The organism is Actinospica acidithermotolerans, from assembly GCF_018139625.1.
Classification (GTDB): Bacteria; Actinomycetota; Actinomycetes; order Streptomycetales; family Catenulisporaceae; genus Actinospica; species Actinospica acidithermotolerans.
Window position 1 is genome coordinate 1 of record NZ_JAGSOH010000107.1, and the last position, 24,797, is coordinate 24,797.

The window sequence follows — 24,797 nt, forward strand, 5'->3', positions numbered from 1 at the left end:
CGGGTGGGGGCGGGGGCGCGGATTCCGTTGCCCCGGCGAGCAATTCACGGCCGGCGGCCGTCGGGCGCACCCGGCAGGCCCAGCCGACTCCGACGAGCATCGGCGCGCAGAACACGAGGAACAGAACGGCCTTGAGCGTATGCGTGTGCGCGTGGTCTGCGATGGCAGTCGCCGCCGCGTCGCTCAGCAGGAAGCCGAGGATGACGGCAAGGCCGAGCCGCAGCACGTTCACCGGCGGCTGCAGCAGCCCGCGATCCGTGGCTGCCTCCCGGATCTGCCGCGTGAAATCCTTGTACCAGCGGTCCGCCTTGTCGTCCTCGCCCGGCTGCAGGGCCGTCAGCGGAACCGGCTGCCGGCTTACGCCGCGCCGGTGCAGCAGCCGGGCCACGACAGATGCCTGATACGGCGGGAGCTGGCTCGCGTGCGGCAGAACGCGCGGGCTCACCATCGCGGGCCGCTGCGAGTCGGCGGGTTCGATGTGCAGAAGTCCCGCATCGGCCAGCTCCAGCACGACGGCGTTGAGCACGGCCGCCTCGTCGCGCTGCGACTTGTGCCGCTGCGCGTTCCACAGGGCCAGGCGTATCGGCTCGGGGACCGGACCGTCGTCCGCGGCGGCGACCGGCGGGAGTCGCGGTATCTCGAAGGCCCGCGCAGTTCGCGGACCGCGCCGGCGCGTCCAGACCAGGGTGCCGAGCCACAGCACCGCACTGCCGATCGCGAGCACCACATCAGTCGGCACCGGGCAGCCCCTCCCTGTCGGTCGCCACCCACAATAGGGGAGAGAATGAGTCCATGAGCCTTGACGCCGTCTCCCCCGCGACCTCCCGCATCGCCCTCAGCCGGCTGATGACCGGCGCCGACGTGAACCTGCTCGGCACGGTGCACGGCGGCGTGATGATGAAGCTGGTCGACGACGCGGCGGGCATGGTCGCCACCCGGCACAGCCTCGGGCCGGCCGTGACCGCGGCGATGGACGAGATGGCGTTCCTCTTCCCGGTGCACGTCGGCGAACTGGTGCACACCTTCGCCCAGGTGAACTGGACCGGCCGGACCTCGATGGAGGTCGGCGTGCGGGTCGAGGCTGAGCCGTGGAACGTCCCGGACCGCACCCCGGTGCACGTCGCGACGGCGTTCCTGACCTTCGTCGCCATCGATGCCGACGGCAGGCCGCGCGAGGTGCCGGCGCTCAAGCTGGAGTGCGCCGAGGACGAGCGGCGCTTCCACGAGGCCACGATCCGCCGCAAGCACCGGCTCGCCCGCCGCGCGGCGATCGCCGCCTCCCGCCATTCGGAGTCCTTCGAGGCGGAGTGACCGTCCGCATGCGGAAAGGTGCTGTGGCCTCCGACACGCCGCGGCCTGTAGGGTCCATGTCGCAATGAACGACAACGCATCCACCTGGCCCACCGTCTCGGTGATCATGCCGGTGCTCAACGAGGAGCGGCACCTCGCCGACGCGGTGAGCCACATCCTCGGCCAGGACTACCCGGGCGAGATCGAGCTCGTCATCGCCCTCGGCCCCTCGCGCGACCGCACCGACGCCATCGCCGCCGGGCTGTGCGCCGCCGATCCGCGCGTGCGCACCGTGCCGAATCCGAGCGGCAGGACCCCGGCGGCCCTGAACGCGGCGATCGACGCTTCGCGGCACGAGATCGTCGTGCGCGTGGACGGGCACGGCCTGCTCTCGCCCGGCTACATCACCGCCGCGGTGCGGCTGCTGCGCGAAACCGGCGCGGCCAACGTCGGCGGCGTCATGCACGCCGAGGGCGTCACCGTCTTCGAACGCGCGGTCGCGATCGCGATGACCTCGAAGCTGGGCGTGGGCAATGCGAAGAACCACACCGGCGGCGAGCCGGGGCCGGCCGACACCGTGTACCTCGGCGTGTTCCGGCGCGAGGTCCTCGAGAAGCACCACGGCTACAACGAGGCCTTCATCCGCGCGCAGGACTGGGAGCTGAACCACCGCATCCGCGAGGGCGGCGACCTGATCTACTTCTCGCCCGAGCTCCACGTGACGTACCGGCCGCGGCCGAATTTCCGCACGCTCGCGCGGCAGTACTTCGAGTACGGCCGCTGGCGCCGCGTCGTGATGCGCACCCACTCCGGCACGGCCAGCCTGCGCTACCTCGCGCCGCCGCTCGCCGTCCTGGCCGTCATCCTCGGCACGCTGATGACCATCGCCTCGTTCTTCACGCTGCCGTGGCTCGCCATCGGATCCGCCGCGCCGATCGGCTACCTGATGGCCATCTTCCTCGGCTCGATCCAGGAGAGCCGAGGGCAGGCGGCCGGGGTACGGCTGCGCCTGCCGCTCGTGCTCGTCACGATGCACTTCTCCTGGGGCTGGGGATTCCTGACCTCCCCGAAGTCCCTTTACCGCTCGACGCTGACCAGCTGAGCCTTCTCCACCTCGGCCAGCCGGGCCAGCTGCTCGGCGTCGCCGCCGCGGGCCAGCACCACCGAACCGCCCGCGGCCATCGGCGCGTAAAGCCAGTCGATCAGGCCCTCGGCGTCGGCCGAGGTCTGCTCGACCGGAATCAGCAGGCGCGCGCCGGCCTCGACACGGCCCGCGGCCTTCTCCAGCACCTCACGATGCGTCAGCGCTTCCCCCGATTGAGTCGTGAGCGCGGGCGCATCGGCGTTCGGCGGGTCGAACGCCGCGAAACGGTCGCCGTGCACGCGAACCTCGACCACGTAGTCCGCGAAGCCCTCGGGCACCTCGGCGAACGGACGGCCCAGCGGCAGCAGCGAGAGCGCGTACCGCTCGCCGCGGCAGGCCCGCGCGTACTCCAGCTGCTCCTCCTCCGGACCGGCCACCGCGTACCGCGCCCGTGCCGCGTCGCCCCACGGCGAGACGACCGCCGAGCACAGCAGCGGCGCGATCGCCCAGACCGCCGTCATCCAGTGCGGCGGCGCCGCGAGCAGGAACCGGCTGCCCGGATCCGCCAGCAACTCGTCCTGAATCAGGTTCGCGGTCTTGGACGTCCAGTTGTCCATCGTCGCGTAGGAGAGCTCGACGCGTTCACCGGTGCCGAAATCGTGGAACGTCAAGAAGGGGCGCGGTCCGTTGCGCCCGACGCAGGTGCGCCAGAGGGCGGCGAGATCCGAGGGTTCCGTGGCCATGCGCACTAGCCTACAAACCTGTAACAACGTACCAATGCGCAGGCTGCGGCCCGTTGGGGACTGCGTCATCAGTTAGGGTTCAGGTCCGACGAACGGTTTGTTCACCGTCGTCGGCAAGCATGGCCGCACCATCCCTGATCGATCAACGAGAAGGAAGACCTCGAACCGTGGCAGAAGCGATCCTCCTGGTCGGAGGCAAGGGAACCCGGCTGCGTCCGCTGACCGTCAACACCCCCAAGCCGATGCTCGAAGTCGCGGGCGTCCCGTTCCTCAGCCACCAGCTCGCGCGCGCCAAGGCGGCCGGCATCACCCGCATCGTGTTCGCCACCGCCTACAAGCCCGAGGTCTTCGAGGAGTACTTCGGCGACGGCTCACGCTTCGGCCTCGAACTGGTCTACGTGCAGGAAGTCGAACCCCTCGACACCGCGGGCGCCATCCGCAACGTCGCCGACCAGCTGGTCAGCGCGCCGAACGAGCCGGTCATGATCTTCAACGGCGACATCCTCAGCGGCGTCGACCTCGGCGCCCTGCGGGCCGAGCACGCCGCGCGCGGGGCCGACGTGACGCTCCACCTCACCAAGGTCGCCGACCCGCGTGCCTTCGGCCTCGTGCCGACCGACGCCGACGGCTGGGTCACCTCGTTCCGCGAGAAGCCGCAGCGCCCCGAGGACATCGTCACCGACCAGATCAACGCCGGCTGCTACGTCTTCAAGCGCGAGATCATCGACGGCATCCCGGCCGGCCGCCGCGTCTCCGTCGAGCGCGAGACCTTCCCCGGCCTGCTCGAGCGCGGCGCCAAGGTCCTCGGCGTCGTCGAGCAGAGCTACTGGCTCGACCTCGGCACGCCGGCCGCGTTCGCCCGCGGCTCCGCCGACCTCGTCCTCGGCGCGATCTCCTCGCCGGCCGTGCCCGCCAGCACCTGCGAGCGCTACGACGCGGCCCTCGTCCTCGACGGCGCCGAAGTCGCCGAGAGCGCGCAGCTCGGCGCGGGCACCACGATCGGCCGCGACGGCCGGGTCGGCGCGGACGCCGCGGTCTACGGCTCCGTGATCGGCGCCGGGGCGGTCATCGAGGAGGGCGTCTCGGTGCGCGACTCGATCATCGGCCGCGGCGCCCGGATCGGCGCCGGCACTGTGCTCGAAGGCGTGGTCGTCGGCGACGGCGCGAACGTCGGCGCGGGCAACGAACTGCTCGGCGGCGTGCGCGTATCCTGCGACGCGGTACTGCCGGACTCCTCCGTCCGGTTCAGCCACGACGCCAGCTGACGCGGCCCCCAGGGGCTAAGCTCCTTGGCTGTGACGACGATAGCCAGCACGGAGGCCGCGGTATCGGCCTCCGTGCGCGGCGTTCCGACGCAGGTGCAGCGCACGCTCCGGACGCTGCGCCGCGGCACCGGCGATCCGACGTACCGGGTGGAGTACGGCCCCGACGACGGCCCGGTCAACGCGGTCTGGCGCACCTCGCTCACCCCGGAAGGCCCCGCCACGCTGCGGATCCGCGTCGGCCGGGCCTCCGACGACGAGGTCGAGATCGACGCGTGGGGCGAGGGCGCCCACTGGCTCGTCAAACAGGCCCCTGCGATGCTCGGCGCCGAGGACGACGACACCGGCTTCGCCGAGCTCGCCGCGGCCCATCCGGTCCTGGCCGAGGCCTACCGCACCCGCTCGCGGGTCCGCCTCGTGCGCACCGGCCAGGTCGTGCAGGCGCTGATCCCGGCGATCCTGGAGCAGAAGGTCACCACGATCTCGGCGTACGGCGCGTGGCGTGCGCTGGTGCGCAAGTACGGGACCCCGGCGCCCGGCCCGGCCTCGATGCCGCGCGGCCTGTACGTGATGCCGGAGCCGCACGTCTGGGTGCTGATCCCGTCCTGGGAGTGGCGGCGCGCCGAGGTCGACGGCAAGCGCGCCGAGGCCGTCATCCGGGCCTGCCGCCGGGCCCCGGCGCTGGAGCGGCTGGCGCACGTCGGCGTCGACGAGGCGGCCGTGAAGCTGCAGACGCTCCCCGGGATCGGGCCGTGGACCGCGGCCGAGACCCTGCAGCGCAGCCACGGCGCCGCCGACCTGGTCAGCGTCGGCGACCTGCACCTGCCGCGGATCATCTGCGGCATCCTCGGCGAGCCCGGCGACCGCTCGTACGACGACGAGAAGATGCTGCGTCTGCTCGAACCCTTCGCGCCGCACCGGCAGCGCGCGGTCCGGCTCCTGCTGCAGAAGCGCTGATCGAGGAAATCTCCGCGGCGTGTGTCCGATCCGGTCGGCGGCGTTCGTTGTAGTGGTGAGAGGCGGCCCGAGCGGCGGCCGCGCGACGAAGGAGACGATCCCCATGGCGCAGTACCTGCTTTCCGTGATCACCGACAGCCTCGACCTGGCCACGCCGGAGGAGACGGCCGCGATCGACGTCTTCAACGACCGGATGATCGCCGACGGCCACTGGGTCTTCGCCGGCGGCCTCGGCGGCCCGGACACGGCCACCGTGATCGACAACCGCGGCGAGCGGGCCGTGGTCACCGACGGGCCGTTCGTGGAGACGAAGGAGTTCCTCATCGGCTTCTGGATCGTCGAGGCCGCCGATCTGGACGCGGCGCTGCGGCTGGCGACCGACGGATCGAAGGCCTGCAACCGCAAGGTCGAGGTCCGGCCGTTCCTGTGAGCGCGACCGAGGCCGCCGCGGCGGTCGCCCGGGTCCACCGGGCCGAGTGGGCCCGCGTGGTCGCGACCCTGGCCAGGCGCTTCGGCGATTTCGACGTCGCCGAGGAGGCGGCCGCCGAGGCGTTCGCGACGGCGGTCGAGCGCTGGCCCGCCGACGGCGTCCCGCCGAACCCCGGCGCGTGGCTCACCACCACCGCGCACCGCAAGGCCGTCGACCGGCTCCGGCGCGAGGCGAAGCGCGCGGAGAAGCAGCGGGAGGCGCTGATGCCGTCCGACGCCCCCGAACCGCTCGGCGCCGTCGACGACGACCGGCTCCGGCTGATCTTCACCTGCTGCCACCCCGCGCTCGCCATGGAGACGCGCGTCGCGCTGACCCTGCGGATGCTCGGCGGGCTGACCGTGTCCGAGATCGCCAGCGCGTTCCTGGTCCAGGAGGCCGCGATGGGGCGGCGGATCACCCGCGCGAAGGAGAAGATCAGGGCGGCCCGGATCCCGTACCGCGTCCCCGCGGGCGAGGACCTGCCGGACCGGGTGGCCGGGGTGCTCACCGTCCTCTACCTGATCTTCAACGAGGGCTACCTCGCCTCGGGACCGGGCACGCCGCCGGTGCGCGGCGAACTGACCGCCGAGGCGATCCGGCTGACGCGGCTGGTACGTGCCCTGATGCCCGCGGACGGCGAGGTGGCCGGCCTGCTCGCGCTGATGCTGCTGACGGAGGCGCGCCGCGGCGCGCGGGTGTCGGCGAGCGGCGAACTCGTCGCGCTGGACGAGCAGGATCGCGGCGCCTGGAACCGCGAACTGATCGCCGAGGGGCACGCGCTGGTCCGGGAGCGGCTCGCCTCAGGCCGGCCGCCCGGCCGATACCAGATCCTCGCCGCCATCAATGCCGTCCACACCGACGCCCGCGACATCCGGGACACCGACTGGTCCCAGGTCGTCGCGCTCTACGATCAGCTCGCGCGCCTCGACCCGTCGCCGGTCGTGCGGCTCAACCGGGCGGTCGCGGTCGCCGAGCTCGATGGCCCGGAAGTCGCGCTGGCGCAGCTGGACGGACTGCCGCTGACCGGCTACCGCCCCTTCCACGCGGCCCGCGCCGAACTGCTGCGGCGGCTGGGCCGCAGCAAGGAGTCCCGGGCGGCGTACGGCGCGGCGATCGCGCTCGCGGGCAACGCCGAGGAGACGGCGTACCTCGTCCGCCGTCGTGACCAGCTCGCCGGACCGTGAGCCAAATGCGCTACTAACGGCGCACCTCTAACGGCGCACCAGGAACGACTCGACCTTGCGCGGCGGGCGATCCGGCGCGGGGGCGGCCGGGTGGCCGATCGCGACGCAGCCCATCGGGTCCCAGTGCTCCGGCAGCTCCAGCACCCGGCGCACCGTCGGACGGCAGAAGATGGACGAGGAGATCCACGCCGCGCCCAGGCCCTCGACGGCCAGCGCCACGAGCAGGTTCTCGATCGCGGCGCCCGTGGACACGAGGAACATCTCGCGCTCGCCCGTGTTGCGCCGATCGTCCGGGTACGTGTGCGAGCCCTCCATCGTCAGGCAGGGCACCAGCAGCACGGGAGCCCCGCGCAGCACGTCGCCGCGCTTGACGCGCTTGTCGATCGCGGTCTCGCTGAAGTCGTCACCGCGCAGATCCCTGATCCAGTCGGCCAGCATCTCGTCGAGCAGCCGCGTCTGCACCTCGGGGGTGCGCACCTCGACGAAGGACCACGGCGTCGTGTGATGCGGCGCCGGGGCCGTGATCGCTGCGGCCACCGCGCGCTCCACCGCCTTCGCGTCCACCGGATCGGCGGTGAACGAACGGATCGTGCGCCGCGCGAAGACCGCCTCCGAGCGGCCCAGCGCGCGGGCCTCCGCCGTGCCCATCGAGAACAGGTCCAGCTCGCTCGGCCGCCGCAGCGAACGCGCGCCCCCGCCCGCGTCCTTCGTCACCGCCGCGCTCAGGCCCTTGACCAGTGCCACCGGATTCCCTCCCAGCTTCCCCTTCACCAGTTCCCCCGCCGCCGCCAGCTCGTCGGCGACCGCCGTGACCGTCACGGCGAGCTCGTTCCCGTGCGAATCGGTCGCGCCGCGCAGATCGTCCACGACGGTCACGTACCCGGCCCCGATCGCCTGATCCACCAATCCGGCCCGCCAGACCCGGCCGAAGGTGTCGGACACGATGACGCCCACGCGGACGCCGCGCAGCCGCAGGATCCCGTCCGAAAGCTCCACGGCGCTGCGGTCCGGGTCCTGCGGCAGCAGCAGCACGGTGCCGGGTGCGGTGTTCGACGCGTCCACGCCCGCGGCCGCCATCACCAGGCCGAGCCGGTTCTCCACGATGCGCAGGGAGTCGCGGCGGGCGACGGGGCGCACCGTCTCCTCGTCGATCGCCGCCTCGCGGTCCGCGGCCTGCCGGATCCGGCCCTCCGCCTTGGAGACGATCTTCGAGGTGACGACGAGGATGTCGCCCTCCTCCAGCTGCGCGCCGGCGGCCTCGGCGATGAGCGCGGCGAGGTCGTCGCCGGGCTGGATCTCCGGCAGGCCCTGCACCGCGCTCACCGAGAAGCCGGGGGCGTTCATCGGGCGAGCTCCGCGGCGAACTCCAGCGTCGCGCGGGCCATCTCGGCCGTCGCGTCGAGGCTCTTCATCAGCAGCGGGACCGCGCGGCAGCGGATGCCCACCTGCTCGACCGGGGCCACCTGGTCCACGTCCGTGTCGTGCACCAGCCAGCCGTCCAGCAGATCGGCGCCGTGATACGCGGCGACCGCGGACGGCGTCGTCTGCACCCCCTCGGCGGCCAGCACCTTGTCCGCCATCCCGCGCACCGGGGCCGTGCCGATGATGGGGGACAGGCCGACGACCGGGGCCCGGGCCGAGATCACCGCGTCCCTGATGTTCTTGCCGGTGCCGCCCACGGCCAGGATCGCGCCGATCGAGACCACCGGGTTCGACGGCGGCAGGACGATGACGTCCGCCTCCGCGATCGCCTCCAGCACGCCGGGCGCGGGCTTGGCCTCGTCGGCGCCGACGAACACGATCTGCTCGGCGTCCGGCGCGTGCAGCCGAACCCAGTACTCCTGGAAGTGCACCGCCGAGCGCTTGTTCTCCTCGTCCCGGACCACGACGTGGGTCTCGGCGCGGTCGTCGGTGGCCGGCAGCAGCCGCACCCCCGGCTTCCAGCGCGCGCACAGCGCCTCGGTCACCGCGGACAGCGGATAGCCGGCCTCGAGCATCTGGGTGCGGACCAGATGGGTGGCGATGTCCTTGTCGCCGAGGGTGAACCAGTCCGGGCCCACGCCGTACTCGGCGAGCTCGCGCGCGACGCCGAAGCTCTCGTCGTCCCGCCCCCAGCGCTGCTCCGGATGGATGCCGCCGCCCAGCGTGTACATGACGGTGTCCAGGTCGGGACAGACCCGGAGCCCGTGCAGCGTGATGTCGTCCCCGACGTTGCCGATCACCGTGACCTCGGCCCCCGGAGCGGCCCGCAGCAGCCCCTCGAGGAACCGCGCCCCGCCGACCCCGCCCGCCAGCACGGTGATCTTCTTCAAGTGGAAAGCGCTCACGAAATGAGCTTATGGCACCCGCATTACAGCCGAGGACTCAGCTCGCGGGACTCGGCCAGGGGACTCGGCCCGCGGACCTCAGCTCGCGGACCTCAGCTCGCGACCTCGACGACGACGTAGACGCCGGGCGCCGCCATCGCCACCGCGCGCGGCGCCCCGGACGGGGCGAGCAGCAGCACGCCCGAGGGCCCGGTCCTGTGCACGCGGGCACGGGTGCCCGGCGGCAGCAGGTAGGAGGTGCGCAGCCCGGCGAGATCCTCGTCCGTCTGCCCGGCGGCCGGCGCCCCGGGCGGCAGTGCGAGTCCGGCCGCGATCGCCGCCGCCGCGTTGCCCAGCGCGGCCGTGCTCGGCGGCTGCGGCGCGGGGGCGCCGAGCTGCGGGTGCGGCTTGGCGTCGTGCAGGACCATCGCCAGGTCGGGCGTGATGGAGGCGGGGTTCGCGGCGATACGCGGAGCCATGAGCGGGGTTCCCGTCTGTGGGGGCTGTCTGCGGCTGGCGGAGGGTTGCCCCGTCCGCCGCGCTCAGCGCACCCGGACGGGTTCAGCTACAGCGACGACAACAGCTGCGGGAGACGAGCGAGGGCATGCTCGCGCCGCGCTCCGGCCGGGGACCGGCCGGGCGCTCGCCGAGGACGACTCGAAGCCCGCTCATGATGCGACGAGGGTAGCACGCCGGTCCGGACACGGTGCGTGCACGCACCGGCCACGGACGGCTTTCCGCAGGCGGGCGCCTACCCACCGTGGTCAGCGGGTTGTTCACTCGATCGGGTGCAATTCATCGGACCAAGCCCTTTCGACGGCCCCTCCCACGCGTCTCGCGGCGCCGCAGGTGACACCCCTGCGGGACACGCCGGGCGACGTTCCTTGACGCTGCTCCCTCCGAGTGAATAAGCCCTCCGCTATCAGATCCCGGCTTGACGCCCCTGGAACGACGCGCGTGTAATTTCCATCAGGCCACCGGATTGTGACGCCGCGTCATCAGAGGTGGTCGGAATGGGAACGGGCCGTGTTCGCACGGTCCCGGGCAGGCGATGAGAGTACGGACGATGCCGGGGCAGCGGCGGATGGCGAGCCTCCGCGCGCCGTGCGTGGCACACAGGACGGGAGGCGAGAACGTGACCGAGGTCTTCCCGCTGCACGGCGGCTTCGACGAGGAGCTCAGCTGGCAGGAGCGCTCGCTGTGCGCGCAGACCGACCCGGAGTCCTTCTTCCCGGAGAAGGGCGGCTCCACCCGCGAGGCCAAGCGGGTGTGCCTCGCCTGCGAGGTGAAGGCCGAGTGCCTGGAGTACGCCCTGGCGCACGATGAGCGCTTCGGCATCTGGGGCGGCCTGTCCGAGCGCGAGCGGCGCCGACTGAAGAAGAAGGCTGCGTAACCGCGCCGGCCGCCGCACCGCCGGTCCCGAGCCGGGCGAAGCCCGGCATTTTGTCCCGGATTTCCGTATCAATACGGACAATTCACGTGACGGCACCCCGATTTCCGGCCGCGTCTACTAGGGTGGGGCAACCGCCGTGCGGCGCGAAAGCGTGTCAGCAGGCAAGGACAAACGCCGTCGAGACCCGGGTCGTCGCCTCGCATGTCACAGTACGCACCGCCGACGCGCTCCCGCGCGTACGCCGCCAATCCGCATGAAGCGCTGCGCCGCCATGTCGTGACCGCCGTCCTGGTCAGCCACGACGGGGAGCGCTGGCTGCCCACCGTGCTCGAGGCGCTGCTGAACCAGCAGCGCCCGGTGCAGCGCGTGATCGCCGTGGACACCGGATCCCGGGACCGCTCGGCCGACCTGCTGCGCGACGCGCTCGGCTCCGAGCTGGTGCTCGAGCGCAAGCGCTCCACCGGATACGGCACCGCCGTCGCCTACGGGCTGAAGAACTCCGAGCCCGTCGGCTACGACGAGGTGGGCTACGACGCGGACGCCCCCATCGAGTGGGTCTGGCTGCTGCACGACGACAGCGCCCCCTCCCCGGACTGCCTCGGCCAGCTGCTGCTGACCGCCGAGGAGTACTCCGCGGAGCACCCGAGCGACCACGTGGCCGTCGTCGGCCCCAAGGTGCACGGCTGGTACGACCGCCGGCAGCTGCTCGAGGTCGGCGTCACCGTCGCCGGCAACGGCCGCCGCTGGACCGGCCTCGAGCGCGGCGAGCACGACCAGGGCCAGTACGACGAGGTCCGCCCGGTGCTCTCGGTCAGCTCGGCCGGCATGCTGATCCGCCGCGACGTGTGGGACCAGCTCAAGGGCTTCGACCGGGCCATCTCGCTGTTCCGCGACGACCTCGACTTCTGCTGGCGGGCCAACAACGCCGGCTTCCGCGTCATCGTCGCGCCCGAGGCCGTCATCCGGCACGCCGAGGCCTCGGCCCGCGAGCGCCGCCGGGTCGACGCGGGCCCGAACCGGCCGCAGCTGCTCGACCGCACCCACGCGCTCTACGCCGTCGCGGTCAACCGGCCCTCGATCCTGTGGCCGCTGCTGTACCTGCGGCTGATCGTCGGCACCTTCTTCCGGGTCCTCGGCCACCTGATCGCCAAGAGCCCGGGCCTGGCCTCCGACGAGTTCTTCGCGATGCTCGGCTTCGCCGCCCGGCCGGACCGGATACTGCGCGGGCGCGCGTCCCGCCGGAGGTTCCGGGAGGCCGACCCGCTCGAAGTGGCCATGCTGCTGCCGCCGCGCGGCGCGCTCACCCGGGCCGCGTTCGAGAACCTGCTCACCCAGATCCGCGGCGAGGAGCGGCAGGACATCGGCGCGGCCACCTCGCGGCACGGCTCGGTCGAGTCCGGACCGGTCTCCGAGGAGGCCGAGACCCTCGAGACCGACTCCTTCGGCCTGCTCAAGCGGCTGGTCAAGAAGCCGATCATCGCGGTCGGCCTCGGCCTGACCGCCGTCGCCCTGATCGCCGGGCACAGCCTGCTGTTCAGCGGCACCCTGGCCGGCGGCGCACTGCTGCCCACCCCGGGCGGCTCCAGCGACCTGTGGCACGAGTACATCTCCGCGTGGCACGGCGTGGGCCTCGGCACCAACACCGAGGCGCCGGCCTACCTCGGCCTGCTCGCGCTGCTGTCCACGATCCTGTTCGGCAAGGCCAGCCTCGCCGTCCTGGTGCTGCTGCTCGGCTCCGTGCCGCTCGCCGGACTGAGCGCCTCCTACGCCTTCCGCCGCGTCACCGACTCGCCGGTGCTGCGGATCTGGGGCGGCTACGCCTACGGCCTGCTGTCCGTCTCGCTCGGCGCCATCGCCTCCGGCCGGCTCGGCTCGGCGGTCGCCGTCGCGCTGCTGCCGCTGATCGTGACCAGCGCCGCGGGCGCGGTCGGCAGCCGGAGCCAGAAGGGCAGCACCCGCTCCGCGTGGACGTGCGCCTTCATGCTGATGCTGGCGACCGCCTTCGCCCCGGTGATCTGGGCGCTGGCCGCCGTCGCCGGCGCGATCGCGCTCGTCTCGGTCGCCTGGCGCACCCGCTCCAACCTCTTCGTCACCGCGACCCGGATGGCGATCGTGCTGGGCACCCCGCTGGTCGTGCTCTCGCCGTGGTCGGTGACGCTGCTGCAGCACCCGAGCTCGTTCCTGACCGAGATGGGCGCCCCCGGCTACGGCCTGGACTCGCCGAGCTCGACCCCGCTCGGCCTGCTGCTCGGCGACCCGGGCGGCCCCGGCACCTACCCGTACTGGTTCGGCGCCGGCCTGCTGCTCACGGCGCTGGCCGCGCTGCTGCGCGGCACCCGGCGGCGCGTGGTGATCTCCGCGTGGATGATCGCGCTGCTCGGCTTCGTCTCCGCGCTCTTCCTGACCCGCACGACCGTCACCGCGACCGACTCGGCGGTCGGCGTCGTGCCGTGGCCCGGCGTGTCCGCCGCGCTGCTCGGCTTCGGCCTGATCACCGCGACCCTGGTCGGCGCCGAGGGCGCCCGCGAGCGGATCGCCGGGGCCGAGTTCGGCTGGCGCCAGCCGGTCAGCGTCCTGGTCACGGCCGCCGCCGTGCTCGCGCCGGTCGCCGCGGGGGGCTGGTGGCTGCTGCGCGGCGCCGAGACCCCGGTCGGCCGCGTCTCCGCCGGGCTGCCGCAGTACCTCGCGGCCGAGAACCAGAGCGCGGCGCAGGTGCGCACCCTGACGCTCACCGCCGGCGCGAACGGAACCGTGGCCTACACGGTGGCCCGCGGCAGCGGACCGGTCCTCGGCGACGCGGACATCCACCTGACGTCCGCGCAGACCGCGAAGCTGAACACGCTCGTCGGCCAGCTGCTCTCCGGCAGCGGCGGCAACGCGGCCCAGAGCCTGGCGGCCCTCGACATCGGCTACATCTGGGCGGCCTCTTCCGTACCCGCGTCGATCACCAACGCGCTCGGCGCCACCTCGGGCCTGACCGAGGACACTTTGACCGGCAGTACCGGTTCGTCCACCGAGTATTGGCAGGTCAACGGAACCGTCGGCCGAGTCACGCTGCAGGACGCCAAGGGCGCCGCGATCGCGCTGCAGTACCAGTGCAGCGGCTCGACCGCGAACCCCGGCACCGACGCGCAGGGCGCCGCGGCGGTCTGCTCGCAGGACGTCACCGCCACGGTGAACGTCCCGGGCGGCTCGGCCGGGCGCGTGCTGGTGCTCGCCGAGGCGGCGGACGGCGGCTGGACCGCGAAGGAGAACGGCCAGAAGCTGACGGCCACCACGCTCTCCGACGGTCTGCAGGCGTGGAACGTCCCGGCCGGCGCGGGCACGATCACCATCGGGTACCAGTCGTACACGCACACCCTCTGGCTCGTCGGCGAGGCGGTCGCGTTCGCCGCGGCGCTCATCATGGCGCTGCCCTTCGGCCGCCGTCCCGAGGACGAGCACGACGAGGAGGACGAGTACGCGCAGGCCGCGGCGGCCGCCGGCGAGCCCGGCAGGATGGAGCCGGACCCCGAGCCGGAGCCGGAGCCCGTGGCCGCCGCCGCCGCGGAGCCCGCGTACGAGCCCGCGCCGGCCCGCGAGCGACCGCGAGCCTACGAGTCCTCGTATGAGGCGTACGAGGCGCCGCAGGAGCCAGTCCCGGTGCCGTTGCAGGCCGAGGCTCCAGCCACGGAGAACTACGAGGCTCCCGACTACGAGGCCCCGGTCTACGAGACCTCACAGGCCGCCAGCACGGACGCCTACCGCTCGGAGGGCGGCGACTACGGCTACGAGTCCGGCGCCTACCAGCAGTACGGCCAGTCGTACGAGTCGTACCCGCAGCAGGACTACGACCAGGCGTACGACCGGTCCGGCGCGTATCAGAACTACGAGTCGTATCCCCAGCAGCCGCAGCAGCAGGGCTACGAGCAGTACGGCTACGCCGAGCAGCAGGAGTCCTACGGCTACGAGCAGCAGCAGTACCAGGATCCGCAGCAGTACCAGCAGCAGTACCAGGATCCGCAGTACCAGCAGCACGGGCAGTATCCGCAGGAGCAGTACCAGCCGGAGCAGTACCAGCAAGAGCAGCACTACCAGAGCCAGGAACAGCAGTACCCGAACGCTGACGAGCAGTATCCGGAGTTCGAGCAGTACCCCGGCTACGGCGCGCAGGAGCAGCACGGTCAGGAAGGCTGGGGCCGATGAGCGAGAACAAGCAGTCGCGACTCGGGCCCGTCGCGGGCGTCGGCCGTCGTGTCCAGGTCGCGGGCATCGTGATCGGCGCCCTGGTGATCGGCCTGGGCTACGGCTACGCCAAGCCCGCGTCCGGCTCCGCGAACTCCTCCGAGGCCGCGCAGTCCAGCACGACGGCGGTCAGCAGCGCGTCGCTCGTCTGCCCGCTCGTCAAGGACAGCAGCTCGACGAACATCACCACGTTCGCCCCGGGCACGGTGTCGGTCTCCGGCCCGTCGTCCGAATCCGTGACGCAGAGCGGCGGCACCGGCAGCCTGTTCACCGCGGGCAAGGCCGGCACGCTGAGCGGCGCGACCGGCGTCTCCGGCGGCTCCGAGGCCGCGGAGGACGTCAACGCCCCGGTGCACGCGACGGCCTCCGGCGCCGACGCGGCCGGGCTCACCATGACCGAGACGATGCCCTCCGGCTCGACCAGCGGCACCCACGGCCTCGCCTCGACCAACTGCGGCAGCCCGGATACCGACTTCTGGTTCGTCGGCCTCGGCACCGACAACAACGCGTACTCGATGCTGAACATGGCCAACGTGGACAGCCAGGCGGCCAGCGTCACCATCACCATGTACACCGCGAGCGGCCAGCTCGAGCAGGCCGAGGCGACCTCGCTGCAGGGCATCACGATCGCGGCGAACTCGCAGCGCTCCGAGCTGGTCAACACGCTCGACTCGGCGAAGCAGGGCGCGCCGTACGCGATCCACGTCGTCGTCACCGCCGGCCGGATCGGCGCCTCGGTGCTCGACTGGGACGGCAGCGGCGGCGGCCGAGACTTCGTGGCCAGCCAGAAGTCCGCGACGTCGCTCGTCTTCCCGGGCATCCCGCAGGCCGAGGACAACGAGAAGGTGCAGCTCTCGCTGCTCGCCCCGACCGGCGCCGCGTCCGTGACGCTGCGCTGGGTCGGCCACTCGACGATCACCCCGGCGGTCGGCTCGTTCAGCGGCAACCTCGTCCAGGGCAAGATCACGACCGTCGACCTCAGCTCGGTGCCCACCTCCGGGGAGTACGCGGCGCTGGAGGTGTGCGGCTCGAACAGCGCCGCGAACCAGTGCCTGCCGGTCAGCGGCAACGGCAGCTCGACCGCGATCGTCGGCGAGGTCAAGATCAGCCAGTCCGGCAACGGCGGCCAGGACACCGCGTACATCAGCCCGGTCCAGGCGCTCACCGGCGACGGCATCATCGCGGACAACACGTCCAACTCGGTCCTGACGCTGACCAACACCGGCAGCTCGGCCGCCCAGGTGAAGATCACCGAGACCGGCTCCGGCACCACGCCCGCGACCGCCTCGGCCACCGTCTCGGTCCCGGCCGGCCAGACCATCGACGAGGCGCTGTCCGCGCCCAAGGGCGCCGGCGGCGACTTCGCCGTCACCGTCACCCCGCTCGGCGGCGCGCAGAACGTCTACGCCGGGCGCATCGAGGGGTCGGGCGGCAACCTGAGCATCCAGTCGATGACCACCGCGGCCGAGTCCGTCACCGTCCCGGCCGTCGGCCAGGACGCCTCGGGCCTGGTCCCGCAGAACTAGGCCGAAGACCCGGCCCCGGAGCCCAGAGCGGCAGGCCGCGGCGCGAACGCCGATCAGCCCTCGCGGGACGACTCCGGACGAGGGCTGATCGCTCTCCGGACCCCTGCTGACCGGCCGTCAGCCCCCGCCGCGCGTCAGCCCTCCCCGCGCGTCATCAGTCCTCGCGCCGCGCGTCAGTCCTCGTCCGTCTCGGGATCGATGATCTCCGGGTCGAGCCCCAGCAGCTCGGCCACCTGCTCGACCACGACCTCGTACACGAGCGGCACCAGTTCCGCCTGGGTGGCCGCGCGCACCTCCGTGGGCCGCCGGTAGACCACGATCCGGTCCGGCTCCCCGCGCGCCGCCCGGATGGCCCGCCCCAGCGGCACCGGATCCGCCGACCAGTACTCCGCCCCCGGCGGCGGCACCTGCTCGACGGCGAACTCCACCGCCGCCAGCTGCGGCCAGCGCTGCTCGAGCCGCTCGACCGCGTCCAGCACCAGATCGTCGAACTTCTCCGCCCGCGTCAGGCTCAGCGGCAGCTCCGCCGGCGCCAACGGCCCGCGGATTCCCCGCCCCCGGCGGTCGCGCGTCTTGCGCCGGCGCGGCTGTCCCGGCGGCGGTGAGGAGGGGATTCCCGGCTTACCATGCACGCCACTGACAGTAATACACAGTCAGGCAGTCCGCGTTTGTGTGAAGAACGACGGGCGCGGCGTATGGCCGCCCGGCCCCGTATCGCAATACACTCGCGCACGTGAGCCTTGTCCGTCGCTGTTCGCGCACCGCCTGTGGTCGCCAGGCGGTCGCCACGCTGACCTATGTCTACGCGGACTCGACCGCCGTGCTCGGACCGCTCGCCACCTACGCCGAACCGCACTGCTACGACCTGTGCGCCGAGCACTCGGAGCGGCTCACCGCGCCGCGCGGTTGGCAGATCGTCAGGCTGTCGCCGCCCGAGTCCGGCCGTCGCGCCCCGTCCACCGACGACCTCGAGGCGCTGGCCATCGCGGTGCGCGAGGCGGCTCGCGCGCCCGAGCCCGCGCCGCCCCCGAGCGTCGAGCAACCCGCCAGGCCGGTGCACCCGGGGGACCGCCCGCCGCGACGCGGCCACCTGCGCCCGGTCGACGACGCGGACGGCTCCGCGTTCACGGCCAACCGGTAGGCTCTGCGGGGACGGACCCCGACCGACCCGAAACGGAGCCGACACACCGTGACCGCCCCGCACCCGACCGCTGGCGACCTCACCCACCTGGTGAAGGCGTACGACGTCCGCGGCACCGTTCCCGAACACCTCGACGAGTCCATCGCGCAGGCTCTGGGCGCGGCGTTCGTCCGCGTCCTCGGCGCCACGGCGATCACCATCGGCTACGACATGCGGCCCTCCTCCCCGGACCTGTCCGACGCCTTCGCGCGCGGCGCGGCCGGCCAGGGCGCCGACGTCGTCAAGATCGGGCTGGCCTCCACGGACCAGCTCTACTTCGCCTCCGGCCACCTGAACCTGCCCGGCGCGATGTTCACCGCGAGCCACAACCCGGCGAAGTACAACGGCATCAAGATGTGCCGGGCCGGCGCCGCCCCGGTCGGCCAGGACACCGGCCTGTCCGAGATCCGCGAGCTCGCCGCCCGCGAGCTGGCCGAGCCCGGCTCCGTGTTCACCCCGGCCGAGAAGCAGGGCTCGATCTCCGAGCGCGACCTGCTCACCGCCTACGCGGCGCACCTGCGCTCGCTGGTGGACCTGAGCGAGATCCGGCCGCTGAAGGTCGTCGTGGACGCGGGCAACGGGATGGGCGGGCACACCGTGCCGACCGTCTTCCACGGCCTGCCGATCGACCTGGTGCCGATGTACTTCGAGCTGGACGGCTCCTTCCCGAACCACGAGGCCAACCCGCTGGACCCGAAGAACCTGATCGACCTGCAGAAGAAGGTCGTCGAGGTCGGCGCGGACGTGGGCCTGGCCTTCGACGGCGACGCCGACCGCTGCTTCGTGATCGACGAGAAGGGCGAGCCGGTCTCCCCGTCCGCCGTCACCGCGCTGGTCGCGGTGCGCGAGCTGGCCAAGCACCCGGGCGCCACGATCATCCACAACCTGATCACCTCGCACGCGGTCCCGGAGATCGTCCGCGAGCACGGCGGCACCCCGGTGCGCACCCGGGTCGGCCACTCCTTCATCAAGCAGCAGATGGCCGAGCACGACGCGGTCTTCGGCGGCGAGCACTCCGCGCACTACTACTTCGCGGACTTCTGGAAGGCCGACACCGGCATGCTGGCCGCGATGCACGTGCTGGCCGCGCTCGGCGAGCAGCCGCGTCCGCTGTCCGAGCTCGGCGCCGAGTACGAGCGCTACTGCGCGTCCGGGGAGATCAACTCCGAGGTCTCCGACCAGGCCGGCCGCACCGCCGCGGTGCGCGCCGCCTTCGCCGGCCGCGACGGCGTCGAGATCGACGACCTGGACGGGATGACCGTCGCGCTGCCCGCCGAGGGCTGGTGGTTCAACCTGCGCCCGTCCAACACCGAGCCGCTGCTGCGCCTGAACATCGAGGCGCGCAGCACCGACGAGGTCGCCGCCCTGCGCGACGAGGTCCTCGCCATCGTCCGCGCCTGAAAGGCAGAGAGCACATGAGCACCCTGATCGAGCCGAGCCTGCTGGAGATCCTGGCCTGCCCGAGCTGCCACGCCCCGCTGCGCGAGGACGCCGAGGCCGGCGAGCTGGTGTGCACCGACGCCTCCTGCGGCCTCGCGTACCCGGTGCGCGACCACATCCCGGTGCTGCTGATCGACGAGGCGCGGAAGGTCGCGTAGCGCCGTGACCACGCCCGAGGAGCTGCTGGCCGATCCGCAGGCCCTGGAGGACGCCGACCAGGGCGGCACGCTGCGGCTGGTGGCGATGGGCGGCGCCCGGATCCGCCGGGCCGCCGCGCTGCGCGAACTGGACCCGGCGGCCGGGCAGGCGCTGGACGCGGTCAAGGCCGAGGGCCGTCCGCGCGCCGTCGTGGTGCTCGGCTACGGCACCGGCGCGACCGTGGCCAAGCTGATCGCCGCCGTGGTCGGCGCCGGGGCCAACGTGCCGATCCTCTCGGTGCCCGGCCCCGCCCTGCCGGGCTGGATCGGCTCGATGGACCTCGTCGTGGTCGCCTCCACCACCGGCCGCTCCCCGGAGATCGGCGCCGCGCTGACCGAGGCCGGCCGGCGCGGCTGCCGGATCGTCGTGGTCGCCCCGCCGGGATCCGAGGTGGCCGCGCTGGCCGGCCAGGCCAGGGCGGCGCTCATCGGCATGGCGGACGAGTCGGCCCCGATCTGGGCCCGGCTGTGGTCCGTCACCATCCCGGCGCTGCTCGCGGTCGAGGCCGCGGGCGTCGTGCCGGCCCAGTCCTACGAGGCGGCGGCCACCGCGGCGGACGACGCCGCGGTGCGCTTCCGGCCGAGCCAGGAGACCTTCGTCAACCCGGCCAAGGAGATCGCGCTGCGCGCCACCGAGCACCCGGTGGCCGCGTGGGGCGCCGGGCCGGTCGCCACGATCTCCGCGGCCCGGCTGGCCGACCAGGCCGCGCTGCGGGCCGGCCGTCCGGTGCTGCACGCCTCGCTGCCCGACCTCGGCCGCGGGCAGCTCGGGCTGCTCGACGGCTCGGCCGGCGCGTCCGAAGCAGACCTCTTCTACGATCCGGAGCTGGACGGCCCCCGGACGGGCGCCTCCGCCCCCGCCTTCGTGCTGCTGTCCGAGGCCGGCGTCGAGCCGCGCGCCTCCGTCGTCGAGGCGATGGTCGGCGAGCGCAACCTGCCGCTGACCACGGTCGTCGCCGAGCAGTCGACGACCCTCGAGCGCGCCGCGTACCTGATCGCGCTGGCCGATTTCACGGCCTGCTACCTCGCGATCGCGGTCGGCGCGGGCCCGGATCAGGGCAAGGCGATCGAGGAGTTCCGGCTGCGCACGGCCCAGTGAAGGCTTGTCTAACCAAGCGATAACACTGTGCTGCGACACTACCCCGGACCCGTGTAGAATTTCATGAAGTGAGCACAGAAGCGCCGGACGGAGCTGGGGGAAGCTCGACGATGGCCGACGGGGCAGTACAGGTCACCTTCGCGGATATCGAGGAGGTGGCGGCGAAGGCGGGGTCTACCAGTCAGACCGTGCAGACGCTGCTCGACGACCTCTACCGCATGGTGGCCCCGATGTTCGCCAGCTGGTCGGGCAAGGCGGCCGAGGGCTTCCAGTACCAGCACCAGCAATGGGTCAGCGCCGCGGACGACCTGAACCACGTGCTGCGCAGCATCGCCACGCTGCTGCTGGAGACGCACGATTCCTACAGCCAGGCCGAGGCCCAGGTCACGTCAATCTGGACCGCCTGATCCGGCGCGGCCCCGCCGGTCCTCTGACACGAAATCGGCCGCCTGGCTAGACTCACGTCGCGTAGTGCCTTGCCTACTAGCTCGGAGGACTGGTCTCCATGACCCAGGTCGCAGTGCTGTCCGATTTCAAGGTGCGGGATCTCTCGCTGGCCGAGTTCGGCCGCAAGGAGATCCGCTTGGCCGAGCACGAGATGCCCGGCCTGATGGCGGTGCGTCGCGAGTACGCCGATGCCAAGCCGCTCCACGGCGCGCGGATCACGGGTTCGCTGCACATGACGGTGCAGACCGCCGTGCTCATCGAGACCCTCGTCGCGCTCGGCGCCGAGGTGCGCTGGGCCTCCTGCAACATCTTCTCCACCCAGGACCACGCGGCCGCGGCCATCGCCGTCGGCCCGGAGGGCACCGCCGAGGCGCCGCGCGGCGTCCCGGTCTTCGCCTGGAAGGGCGAGACGCTGGCCGAGTACTGGTGGTGCACGGAGCAGGCCCTGACCTGGCCGGACGGCCAGACGCCGAACATGATCCTGGACGACGGCGGCGACGCCACCCTGTTCGTGCACAAGGGCGCCGAGTTCGAGAAGGCCGGCGAGGTCCCGGCCGGCGCCGCCGACGACTCCGAGGAGTGGCTGGTCATCCTCGAGACGCTGCGCGCCTCGCTCAAGGCGGACCCGGCCAAGTGGACCAGGGTCGCCGAGTCGGTCAAGGGCGTCACCGAGGAGACCACCACCGGCGTGCACCGGCTCTACGAGATGGCGCAGGCCGGCACACTGAAGTTCCCGGCGATCAACGTCAACGACGCGGTCACCAAGTCCAAGTTCGACAACAAGTACGGCTGCCGGCACTCCCTCGTGGACGGCATCAACCGGGCCACCGACGTGCTGATCGGCGGCAAGGTCGCCGTCGTCTGCGGGTACGGCGACGTCGGCAAGGGCTGCGCCGAGTCGCTGCGCGGCCAGGGCGCGCGGGTCATCGTCACCGAGATCGACCCGATCTGCGCGCTGCAGGCCGCCATGGACGGCTACCAGGTCACCACGCTGGAGGAAGTCGTCGGCATCGGCGACATCTTCGTCACCTGCACCGGGAACCGGGACATCATCCTGGCCGAGCACATGGCGAACATGAAGCACCAGGCGATCGTGGGCAACATCGGCCACTTCGACAACGAGATCGACATGGCCGGCCTGGCGAAGACGCCCGGCATCGTGCGCGAGGAGATCAAGCCGCAGGTGCACGAGTGGCGCTTCGCGGACGGGCACACCGTGATCATCCTGTCCGAGGGCCGGCTGCTGAACCTGGGCAACGCGACCGGGCACCCGTCCTTCGTGATGTCCAACTCCTTCGCGAACCAGGTGCTCGCGCAGATCGAGCTGTTCACCAAGCCGGAGCAGTACCCGATCGGCGTCTACACGCTGCCGAAGCAGCTCGACGAGCACGTCGCCCGGCTGCACCTGGACGCCCTCGGCGTGAAGCTCACGAAGCTGAGCGAGCGCCAGTCCGCCTACCTGGGAATCCCGGTCGAGGGCCCGTATAAGCCGGAGACCTACCGCTACTAGACCCCGGCTGGCCGCCGACCTCCCGGCGGTACCGCTCCGCGGTGACGACCACCAGGTACTGGTACGGCGCGACACCGCGGGGCGGGTGCGGGGTGACGTACTCGGCCACCTGCCGGGCGAGCTCCTCGGTGAGCTCGCCCGCGGCGGACCGATCCAGCTCGAAGACGCGGGAGAGCAGCTGGCGCGCCGCCAGGATCAGCCCGGGCGGCACGTCCTCGACCCGGGCGGCGGCGGCCCAGCGCGCGAGCTCCGGGTGCGGCGGCATCGGCATCGTGCCCACGCCGGCCTCGGTCCGCTCCCGGACCACGATCGTCCCGGCGAGCAGATCGCCGAGCCGCCGCCCCTGCCGGGAGCAGGCCACCGCGACCGCTCCGGGCAGCCCGAGCAGGATGAGTACCGGAAGCCCGCTGATGAGCGTGATCGGCAGGCCGATGTCCGCGAACAGCAGGGCCATCGCGCGCACCATCGCGTGCCGGAAGCGCTCCGGGCCCCCGTCCAGCCGGACCACGCGCAGTCCCGCGGCCAGCTTGCCGACGGAGCGCCCCGAGCTGACCGTCTCGCACACCAGGGGATAGCCGATCGCGACCAGCAGCAGCGAGACGATGTTGAGCGCGTAGATCGTGTCGCTGGAGGCCCCGGAGCCGGCCAGCGCCTTCAGCAGCTGGTAGCAGACCTCGTACAGCACACCCATCAGGAGCAGGTCGAGCACGAGCGCCGCGGCCCGGCTGCCGAGCCGGGCGGGACGCAGTTCGAGCGCCACCCCTTCGGCGACCACCAGTTCGGACACGGTCTGCTCCCACCCTCGCGACGGTCCACGGATCTGCTGCGGGGATCCAAGCTACGGCAACCTCGCCCTGGCCGGGAACCCGCGGGGAGCACTAGCGTGTGCGCGTGGACATCGACGCTTTCGTGGTGAGGAACGCTCCGAAGTGGAACAGGCTCAACCGCCTGGCTCGGCAGCGCCGTCTCACCGTCACGGAAGTCGACGAGTTGCTCGCGCTGCACCAGGCGACGGCACGCGACCTCTCCGTCGTGCGCACGAACCTGCCGGACGCCGAGATGGTCGGCCGCCTCTCCAGCACGCTCGCGCTCTCCCGAGCCGCGCTGACCGCACCGAGAGTGGCCCGCTGGGCGGTCGTCGGCGACTTCTTCACCGCCAAACTGCCAGCGGCCCTGTACCGCGCACGGTGGTGGTGGGGGATCACAGCGGTCGTCTCGCTGCTCTTGGCGCTGGTGCTGGGGATCTGGCTCGCCCACGATCCGTCCGCGCGCAATGAACTGCTGCCTCCGGACTACGTGCGGCAGCTGACGAAGCCGGGCGGCGACTTCGAGACGTACTACCGCTCTGCGCCGGCCCGGGACTTCGCCTTCAAGGTCTGGACGAACAACTTCTTCATCGCCTGGGAGGCGCTGTTCTCCGGGATCCTGCTGGGCATCCCGGTGCTGCCCATGCTGTTCTCCAACAGCGCGAACATAGCGGTGGACGGGGCGTACATGGTCTCGGCCGGCCGCGGCGACGTCTTCTTCGAGCTGATCCTGCCGCACGGTTTCCTGGAGCTGACCTCGGTCTTCATCGCGGCGGGCGTGGGCCTGAAACTCGGCTGGACGCTGATCGCGCCGGGGGACCGCTCACGGGTGACGGCGCTGCAGGAGGAGGGCCGGATCACCGGCGTCGTCGCGATCGGCATGGTGCTGACGCTGGCGTGCTCGGGCTTCATCGAGGCATTCGTGACGCCATCCGGCCTGCCGGCCGCGGTGCGCATAGGAATCGGCGCCGCCGTGGAGCTGGCATTCCTCGCCTACGTCTTCATCGCGGGCCGCCGCGCCTACCTGCGCGGCGAGACCGGCGACCTGAGCGCCGTGGACCGCGTCGACGAGCTCCCCGTCGTCGCCTGACCGGGCCGTCGCGGAGCCGGACCAGCCGTTAAACGCGCCCCGGCAAGCTTTCTGACCCCGTGTCACCTGGGGATTGGCCAGATCGCTCCCCCGTGGTGCATACTCTTAAACACCGCCACGGAGGAACGGACCGAAAAGTTCGCGAATCCAGCCGCTTGACTCGAGAGAGTCGGGTGGCTAAGGTGGAAGGGTTGCGGTCAAGCGGGACGCACCGATGAGGTCCAAAAGCACAAGCTTAAGACCAAATCAAGCGAAGCGCAAGAGGCAATCGCCGACTGTGGTAAGGTTAATCGCAGAAGGAAAGCAGTGAAACGAAGTAGCACCGGTCGCTGAGACGGATCCGCAGGGGTTCGGGTAGGCGGTGAGTGTGTCTGTTTCTTGAGAACTCAACAGTGTGTCATTTGTTTACGATGCCAAATGTTTTACTTTGGCTAGTTTGTCCCGACCCCCGTCGGGATGTTAATTAGCCAGGTTTTGAATTCTTTTTTGGAGAGTTTGATCCTGGCTCAGGACGAACGCTGGCGGCGTGCTTAACACATGCAAGTCGAACGATGAAGCCCTTCGGGGTGGATTAGTGGCGAACGGGTGAG

Annotated in this window: 23 protein-coding genes and 1 rRNA gene; 17 read left to right on the forward strand and 7 right to left on the reverse strand. The window is 71.9% G+C overall.

Annotated features, from left to right (window positions below; all coding sequences use genetic code 11):
* A partial coding sequence (locus KDK95_RS26765; RefSeq protein ID WP_212521068.1) for a DUF2207 domain-containing protein occupies window positions 1-739 on the reverse strand: 739 nt, incomplete at its 3' end.
* Window positions 740-792: 53 nt separating this feature from the next.
* Between KDK95_RS26765 and KDK95_RS26770 the strand changes: the two genes are divergently transcribed.
* Both KDK95_RS26770 and KDK95_RS26775 read left to right on the forward strand, forming a co-directional pair.
* On the forward strand, window positions 793-1,311 hold the full coding sequence (locus KDK95_RS26770; protein WP_212521069.1) for an acyl-CoA thioesterase: 519 nt from the start codon (window positions 793-795) through the stop codon (window positions 1,309-1,311).
* A gap of 64 nt (window positions 1,312-1,375) precedes the next feature.
* Window positions 1,376-2,392, forward strand: coding sequence for a glycosyltransferase family 2 protein (locus tag KDK95_RS26775; RefSeq protein WP_212521070.1), 1,017 nt, complete (start codon window positions 1,376-1,378; stop codon window positions 2,390-2,392).
* On the opposite strand, the gene KDK95_RS26780 is transcribed toward KDK95_RS26775, so the two are convergent.
* On the reverse strand, window positions 2,368-3,117 hold the full coding sequence (locus KDK95_RS26780) for a TIGR03089 family protein (RefSeq protein WP_212521071.1): 750 nt from the start codon (window positions 3,115-3,117) through the stop codon (window positions 2,368-2,370). The two genes, KDK95_RS26775 and KDK95_RS26780, sit on opposite strands and share 25 nt — an antisense overlap.
* A 167-nt stretch (window positions 3,118-3,284) precedes the next feature.
* Here KDK95_RS26780 and manB point away from each other — a divergent pair, with 167 nt between their 5' ends.
* From manB to KDK95_RS26800, 4 genes are all read left to right on the forward strand, one after another.
* A complete protein-coding gene (manB, locus tag KDK95_RS26785) occupies window positions 3,285-4,382 on the forward strand; it encodes a mannose-1-phosphate guanylyltransferase (protein ID WP_212521072.1) in 1,098 nt (365 codons plus the stop codon).
* Window positions 4,383-4,412: 30 nt separating this feature from the next.
* Complete coding sequence (locus tag KDK95_RS26790) at window positions 4,413-5,336, forward strand: DNA-3-methyladenine glycosylase family protein (protein WP_212521073.1); 924 nt, start codon at window positions 4,413-4,415, stop codon at window positions 5,334-5,336.
* A 103-nt stretch (window positions 5,337-5,439) separates the two neighbouring features.
* A complete protein-coding gene (locus tag KDK95_RS26795; RefSeq protein ID WP_212521074.1) occupies window positions 5,440-5,766 on the forward strand; it encodes a YciI family protein in 327 nt (108 codons plus the stop codon).
* Window positions 5,763-6,989 carry an RNA polymerase sigma factor gene (locus tag KDK95_RS26800; protein WP_212521075.1) on the forward strand — a complete coding sequence of 409 codons (1,227 nt, stop codon included), beginning with the start codon at window positions 5,763-5,765 and terminating at the stop codon, window positions 6,987-6,989. The genes KDK95_RS26795 and KDK95_RS26800 overlap by 4 nt, the downstream gene beginning before the upstream one ends.
* Window positions 6,990-7,016: 27 nt before the next feature.
* Here KDK95_RS26800 and KDK95_RS26805 read toward each other — a convergent pair whose 3' ends face one another.
* The 3 genes from KDK95_RS26805 to KDK95_RS26815 all read right to left on the reverse strand — a co-directional run bounded on the left by KDK95_RS26805 (window position 7,017) and on the right by KDK95_RS26815 (window position 9,774).
* Window positions 7,017-8,333 carry a coenzyme F420-0:L-glutamate ligase gene (locus KDK95_RS26805; protein ID WP_212521076.1) on the reverse strand — a complete coding sequence of 439 codons (1,317 nt, stop codon included), beginning with the start codon at window positions 8,331-8,333 and terminating at the stop codon, window positions 7,017-7,019.
* The gene (gene cofD / locus KDK95_RS26810) at window positions 8,330-9,316 is read right to left on the reverse strand and encodes a 2-phospho-L-lactate transferase (RefSeq protein WP_307844684.1); all 987 of its coding nucleotides are present in this window, start codon (window positions 9,314-9,316) and stop codon (window positions 8,330-8,332) included. Before cofD ends, KDK95_RS26805 begins: the two co-directional genes overlap by 4 nt.
* Before the next feature lie 92 nt (window positions 9,317-9,408).
* Window positions 9,409-9,774, reverse strand: a complete 366-nt coding sequence (locus KDK95_RS26815) for a hypothetical protein (protein WP_212521077.1) — start codon at window positions 9,772-9,774, stop codon at window positions 9,409-9,411.
* 656 nt (window positions 9,775-10,430) lie between these two features.
* Between KDK95_RS26815 and KDK95_RS26820 the strand changes: the two genes are divergently transcribed.
* The 3 genes from KDK95_RS26820 to KDK95_RS26830 all read left to right on the forward strand — a co-directional run bounded on the left by KDK95_RS26820 (window position 10,431) and on the right by KDK95_RS26830 (window position 16,438).
* Complete coding sequence (locus KDK95_RS26820) at window positions 10,431-10,688, forward strand: WhiB family transcriptional regulator (RefSeq protein WP_307844687.1); 258 nt, start codon at window positions 10,431-10,433, stop codon at window positions 10,686-10,688.
* Between the two features lie 201 nt (window positions 10,689-10,889).
* Window positions 10,890-14,873 carry a glycosyltransferase family 2 protein gene (locus KDK95_RS26825; RefSeq protein WP_212521078.1) on the forward strand — a complete coding sequence of 1,328 codons (3,984 nt, stop codon included), beginning with the start codon at window positions 10,890-10,892 and terminating at the stop codon, window positions 14,871-14,873.
* Window positions 14,870-16,438 carry a DUF5719 family protein gene (locus KDK95_RS26830; RefSeq protein WP_212521079.1) on the forward strand — a complete coding sequence of 523 codons (1,569 nt, stop codon included), beginning with the start codon at window positions 14,870-14,872 and terminating at the stop codon, window positions 16,436-16,438. Before KDK95_RS26825 ends, KDK95_RS26830 begins: the two co-directional genes overlap by 4 nt.
* Before the next feature lie 173 nt (window positions 16,439-16,611).
* Here the strand turns inward: KDK95_RS26830 and KDK95_RS26835 are convergent, their stop codons facing one another.
* Window positions 16,612-16,974, reverse strand: a complete 363-nt coding sequence (locus KDK95_RS26835; protein ID WP_249161941.1) for a metallopeptidase family protein — start codon at window positions 16,972-16,974, stop codon at window positions 16,612-16,614.
* Window positions 16,975-17,171: 197 nt separating this feature from the next.
* Between KDK95_RS26835 and KDK95_RS26840 the strand changes: the two genes are divergently transcribed.
* The 6 genes from KDK95_RS26840 to ahcY all read left to right on the forward strand — a co-directional run bounded on the left by KDK95_RS26840 (window position 17,172) and on the right by ahcY (window position 22,311).
* Window positions 17,172-17,579, forward strand: coding sequence for a DUF3499 domain-containing protein (locus tag KDK95_RS26840; RefSeq protein WP_212521080.1), 408 nt, complete (start codon window positions 17,172-17,174; stop codon window positions 17,577-17,579).
* 48 nt (window positions 17,580-17,627) lie between these two features.
* On the forward strand, window positions 17,628-19,019 hold the full coding sequence (locus KDK95_RS26845) for a phosphomannomutase/phosphoglucomutase (RefSeq protein WP_212521081.1): 1,392 nt from the start codon (window positions 17,628-17,630) through the stop codon (window positions 19,017-19,019).
* A gap of 14 nt (window positions 19,020-19,033) precedes the next feature.
* Window positions 19,034-19,216, forward strand: a complete 183-nt coding sequence (locus KDK95_RS26850; protein ID WP_249161942.1) for a Trm112 family protein — start codon at window positions 19,034-19,036, stop codon at window positions 19,214-19,216.
* A 4-nt stretch (window positions 19,217-19,220) separates the two neighbouring features.
* Window positions 19,221-20,354: an SIS domain-containing protein gene (locus tag KDK95_RS37910; RefSeq protein WP_212521082.1), complete on the forward strand. Its 1,134-nt coding sequence runs from the start codon at window positions 19,221-19,223 to the stop codon at window positions 20,352-20,354.
* Between the two features lie 68 nt (window positions 20,355-20,422).
* Window positions 20,423-20,761 carry a WXG100 family type VII secretion target gene (locus KDK95_RS26860; protein ID WP_212521083.1) on the forward strand — a complete coding sequence of 113 codons (339 nt, stop codon included), beginning with the start codon at window positions 20,423-20,425 and terminating at the stop codon, window positions 20,759-20,761.
* 98 nt (window positions 20,762-20,859) lie between these two features.
* Window positions 20,860-22,311, forward strand: a complete 1,452-nt coding sequence (ahcY, locus tag KDK95_RS26865; protein ID WP_212521084.1) for an adenosylhomocysteinase — start codon at window positions 20,860-20,862, stop codon at window positions 22,309-22,311.
* Here the strand turns inward: ahcY and KDK95_RS26870 are convergent.
* Window positions 22,229-23,098: an RDD family protein gene (locus KDK95_RS26870; protein ID WP_212521085.1), complete on the reverse strand. Its 870-nt coding sequence runs from the start codon at window positions 23,096-23,098 to the stop codon at window positions 22,229-22,231. The two genes, ahcY and KDK95_RS26870, sit on opposite strands and share 83 nt — an antisense overlap.
* Before the next feature lie 104 nt (window positions 23,099-23,202).
* Between KDK95_RS26870 and KDK95_RS26875 the strand changes: the two genes are divergently transcribed.
* Together KDK95_RS26875 and KDK95_RS26880 are read left to right on the forward strand one after the other, a co-directional pair.
* Window positions 23,203-24,207: a stage II sporulation protein M gene (locus KDK95_RS26875; protein ID WP_212521086.1), complete on the forward strand. Its 1,005-nt coding sequence runs from the start codon at window positions 23,203-23,205 to the stop codon at window positions 24,205-24,207.
* Window positions 24,208-24,690: 483 nt separating this feature from the next.
* Window positions 24,691-24,797: ribosomal RNA gene (locus KDK95_RS26880) — 16S ribosomal RNA — on the forward strand; the annotation flags it as partial.

Coding starts and splice junctions, on each gene's coding strand:
- KDK95_RS26770 (WP_212521069.1), top strand. CDS start 793: ATGAGCCTTGACGCCGTCTCCCCCGCGACCTCCCGCATCGCCCTCAGC.
- KDK95_RS26775 (WP_212521070.1), top strand. CDS start 1,376: ATGAACGACAACGCATCCACCTGGCCCACCGTCTCGGTGATCATGCCG.
- KDK95_RS26780 (WP_212521071.1), bottom strand. CDS start 3,117: ATGGCCACGGAACCCTCGGATCTCGCCGCCCTCTGGCGCACCTGCGTC.
- KDK95_RS26795 (WP_212521074.1), top strand. CDS start 5,440: ATGGCGCAGTACCTGCTTTCCGTGATCACCGACAGCCTCGACCTGGCC.
- KDK95_RS26805 (WP_212521076.1), bottom strand. CDS start 8,333: ATGAACGCCCCCGGCTTCTCGGTGAGCGCGGTGCAGGGCCTGCCGGAG.
- KDK95_RS26815 (WP_212521077.1), bottom strand. CDS start 9,774: ATGGCTCCGCGTATCGCCGCGAACCCCGCCTCCATCACGCCCGACCTG.
- KDK95_RS26825 (WP_212521078.1), top strand. CDS start 10,890: ATGTCACAGTACGCACCGCCGACGCGCTCCCGCGCGTACGCCGCCAAT.
- KDK95_RS26830 (WP_212521079.1), top strand. CDS start 14,870: ATGAGCGAGAACAAGCAGTCGCGACTCGGGCCCGTCGCGGGCGTCGGC.
- KDK95_RS26850 (WP_249161942.1), top strand. CDS start 19,034: ATGAGCACCCTGATCGAGCCGAGCCTGCTGGAGATCCTGGCCTGCCCG.
- ahcY (WP_212521084.1), top strand. CDS start 20,860: ATGACCCAGGTCGCAGTGCTGTCCGATTTCAAGGTGCGGGATCTCTCG.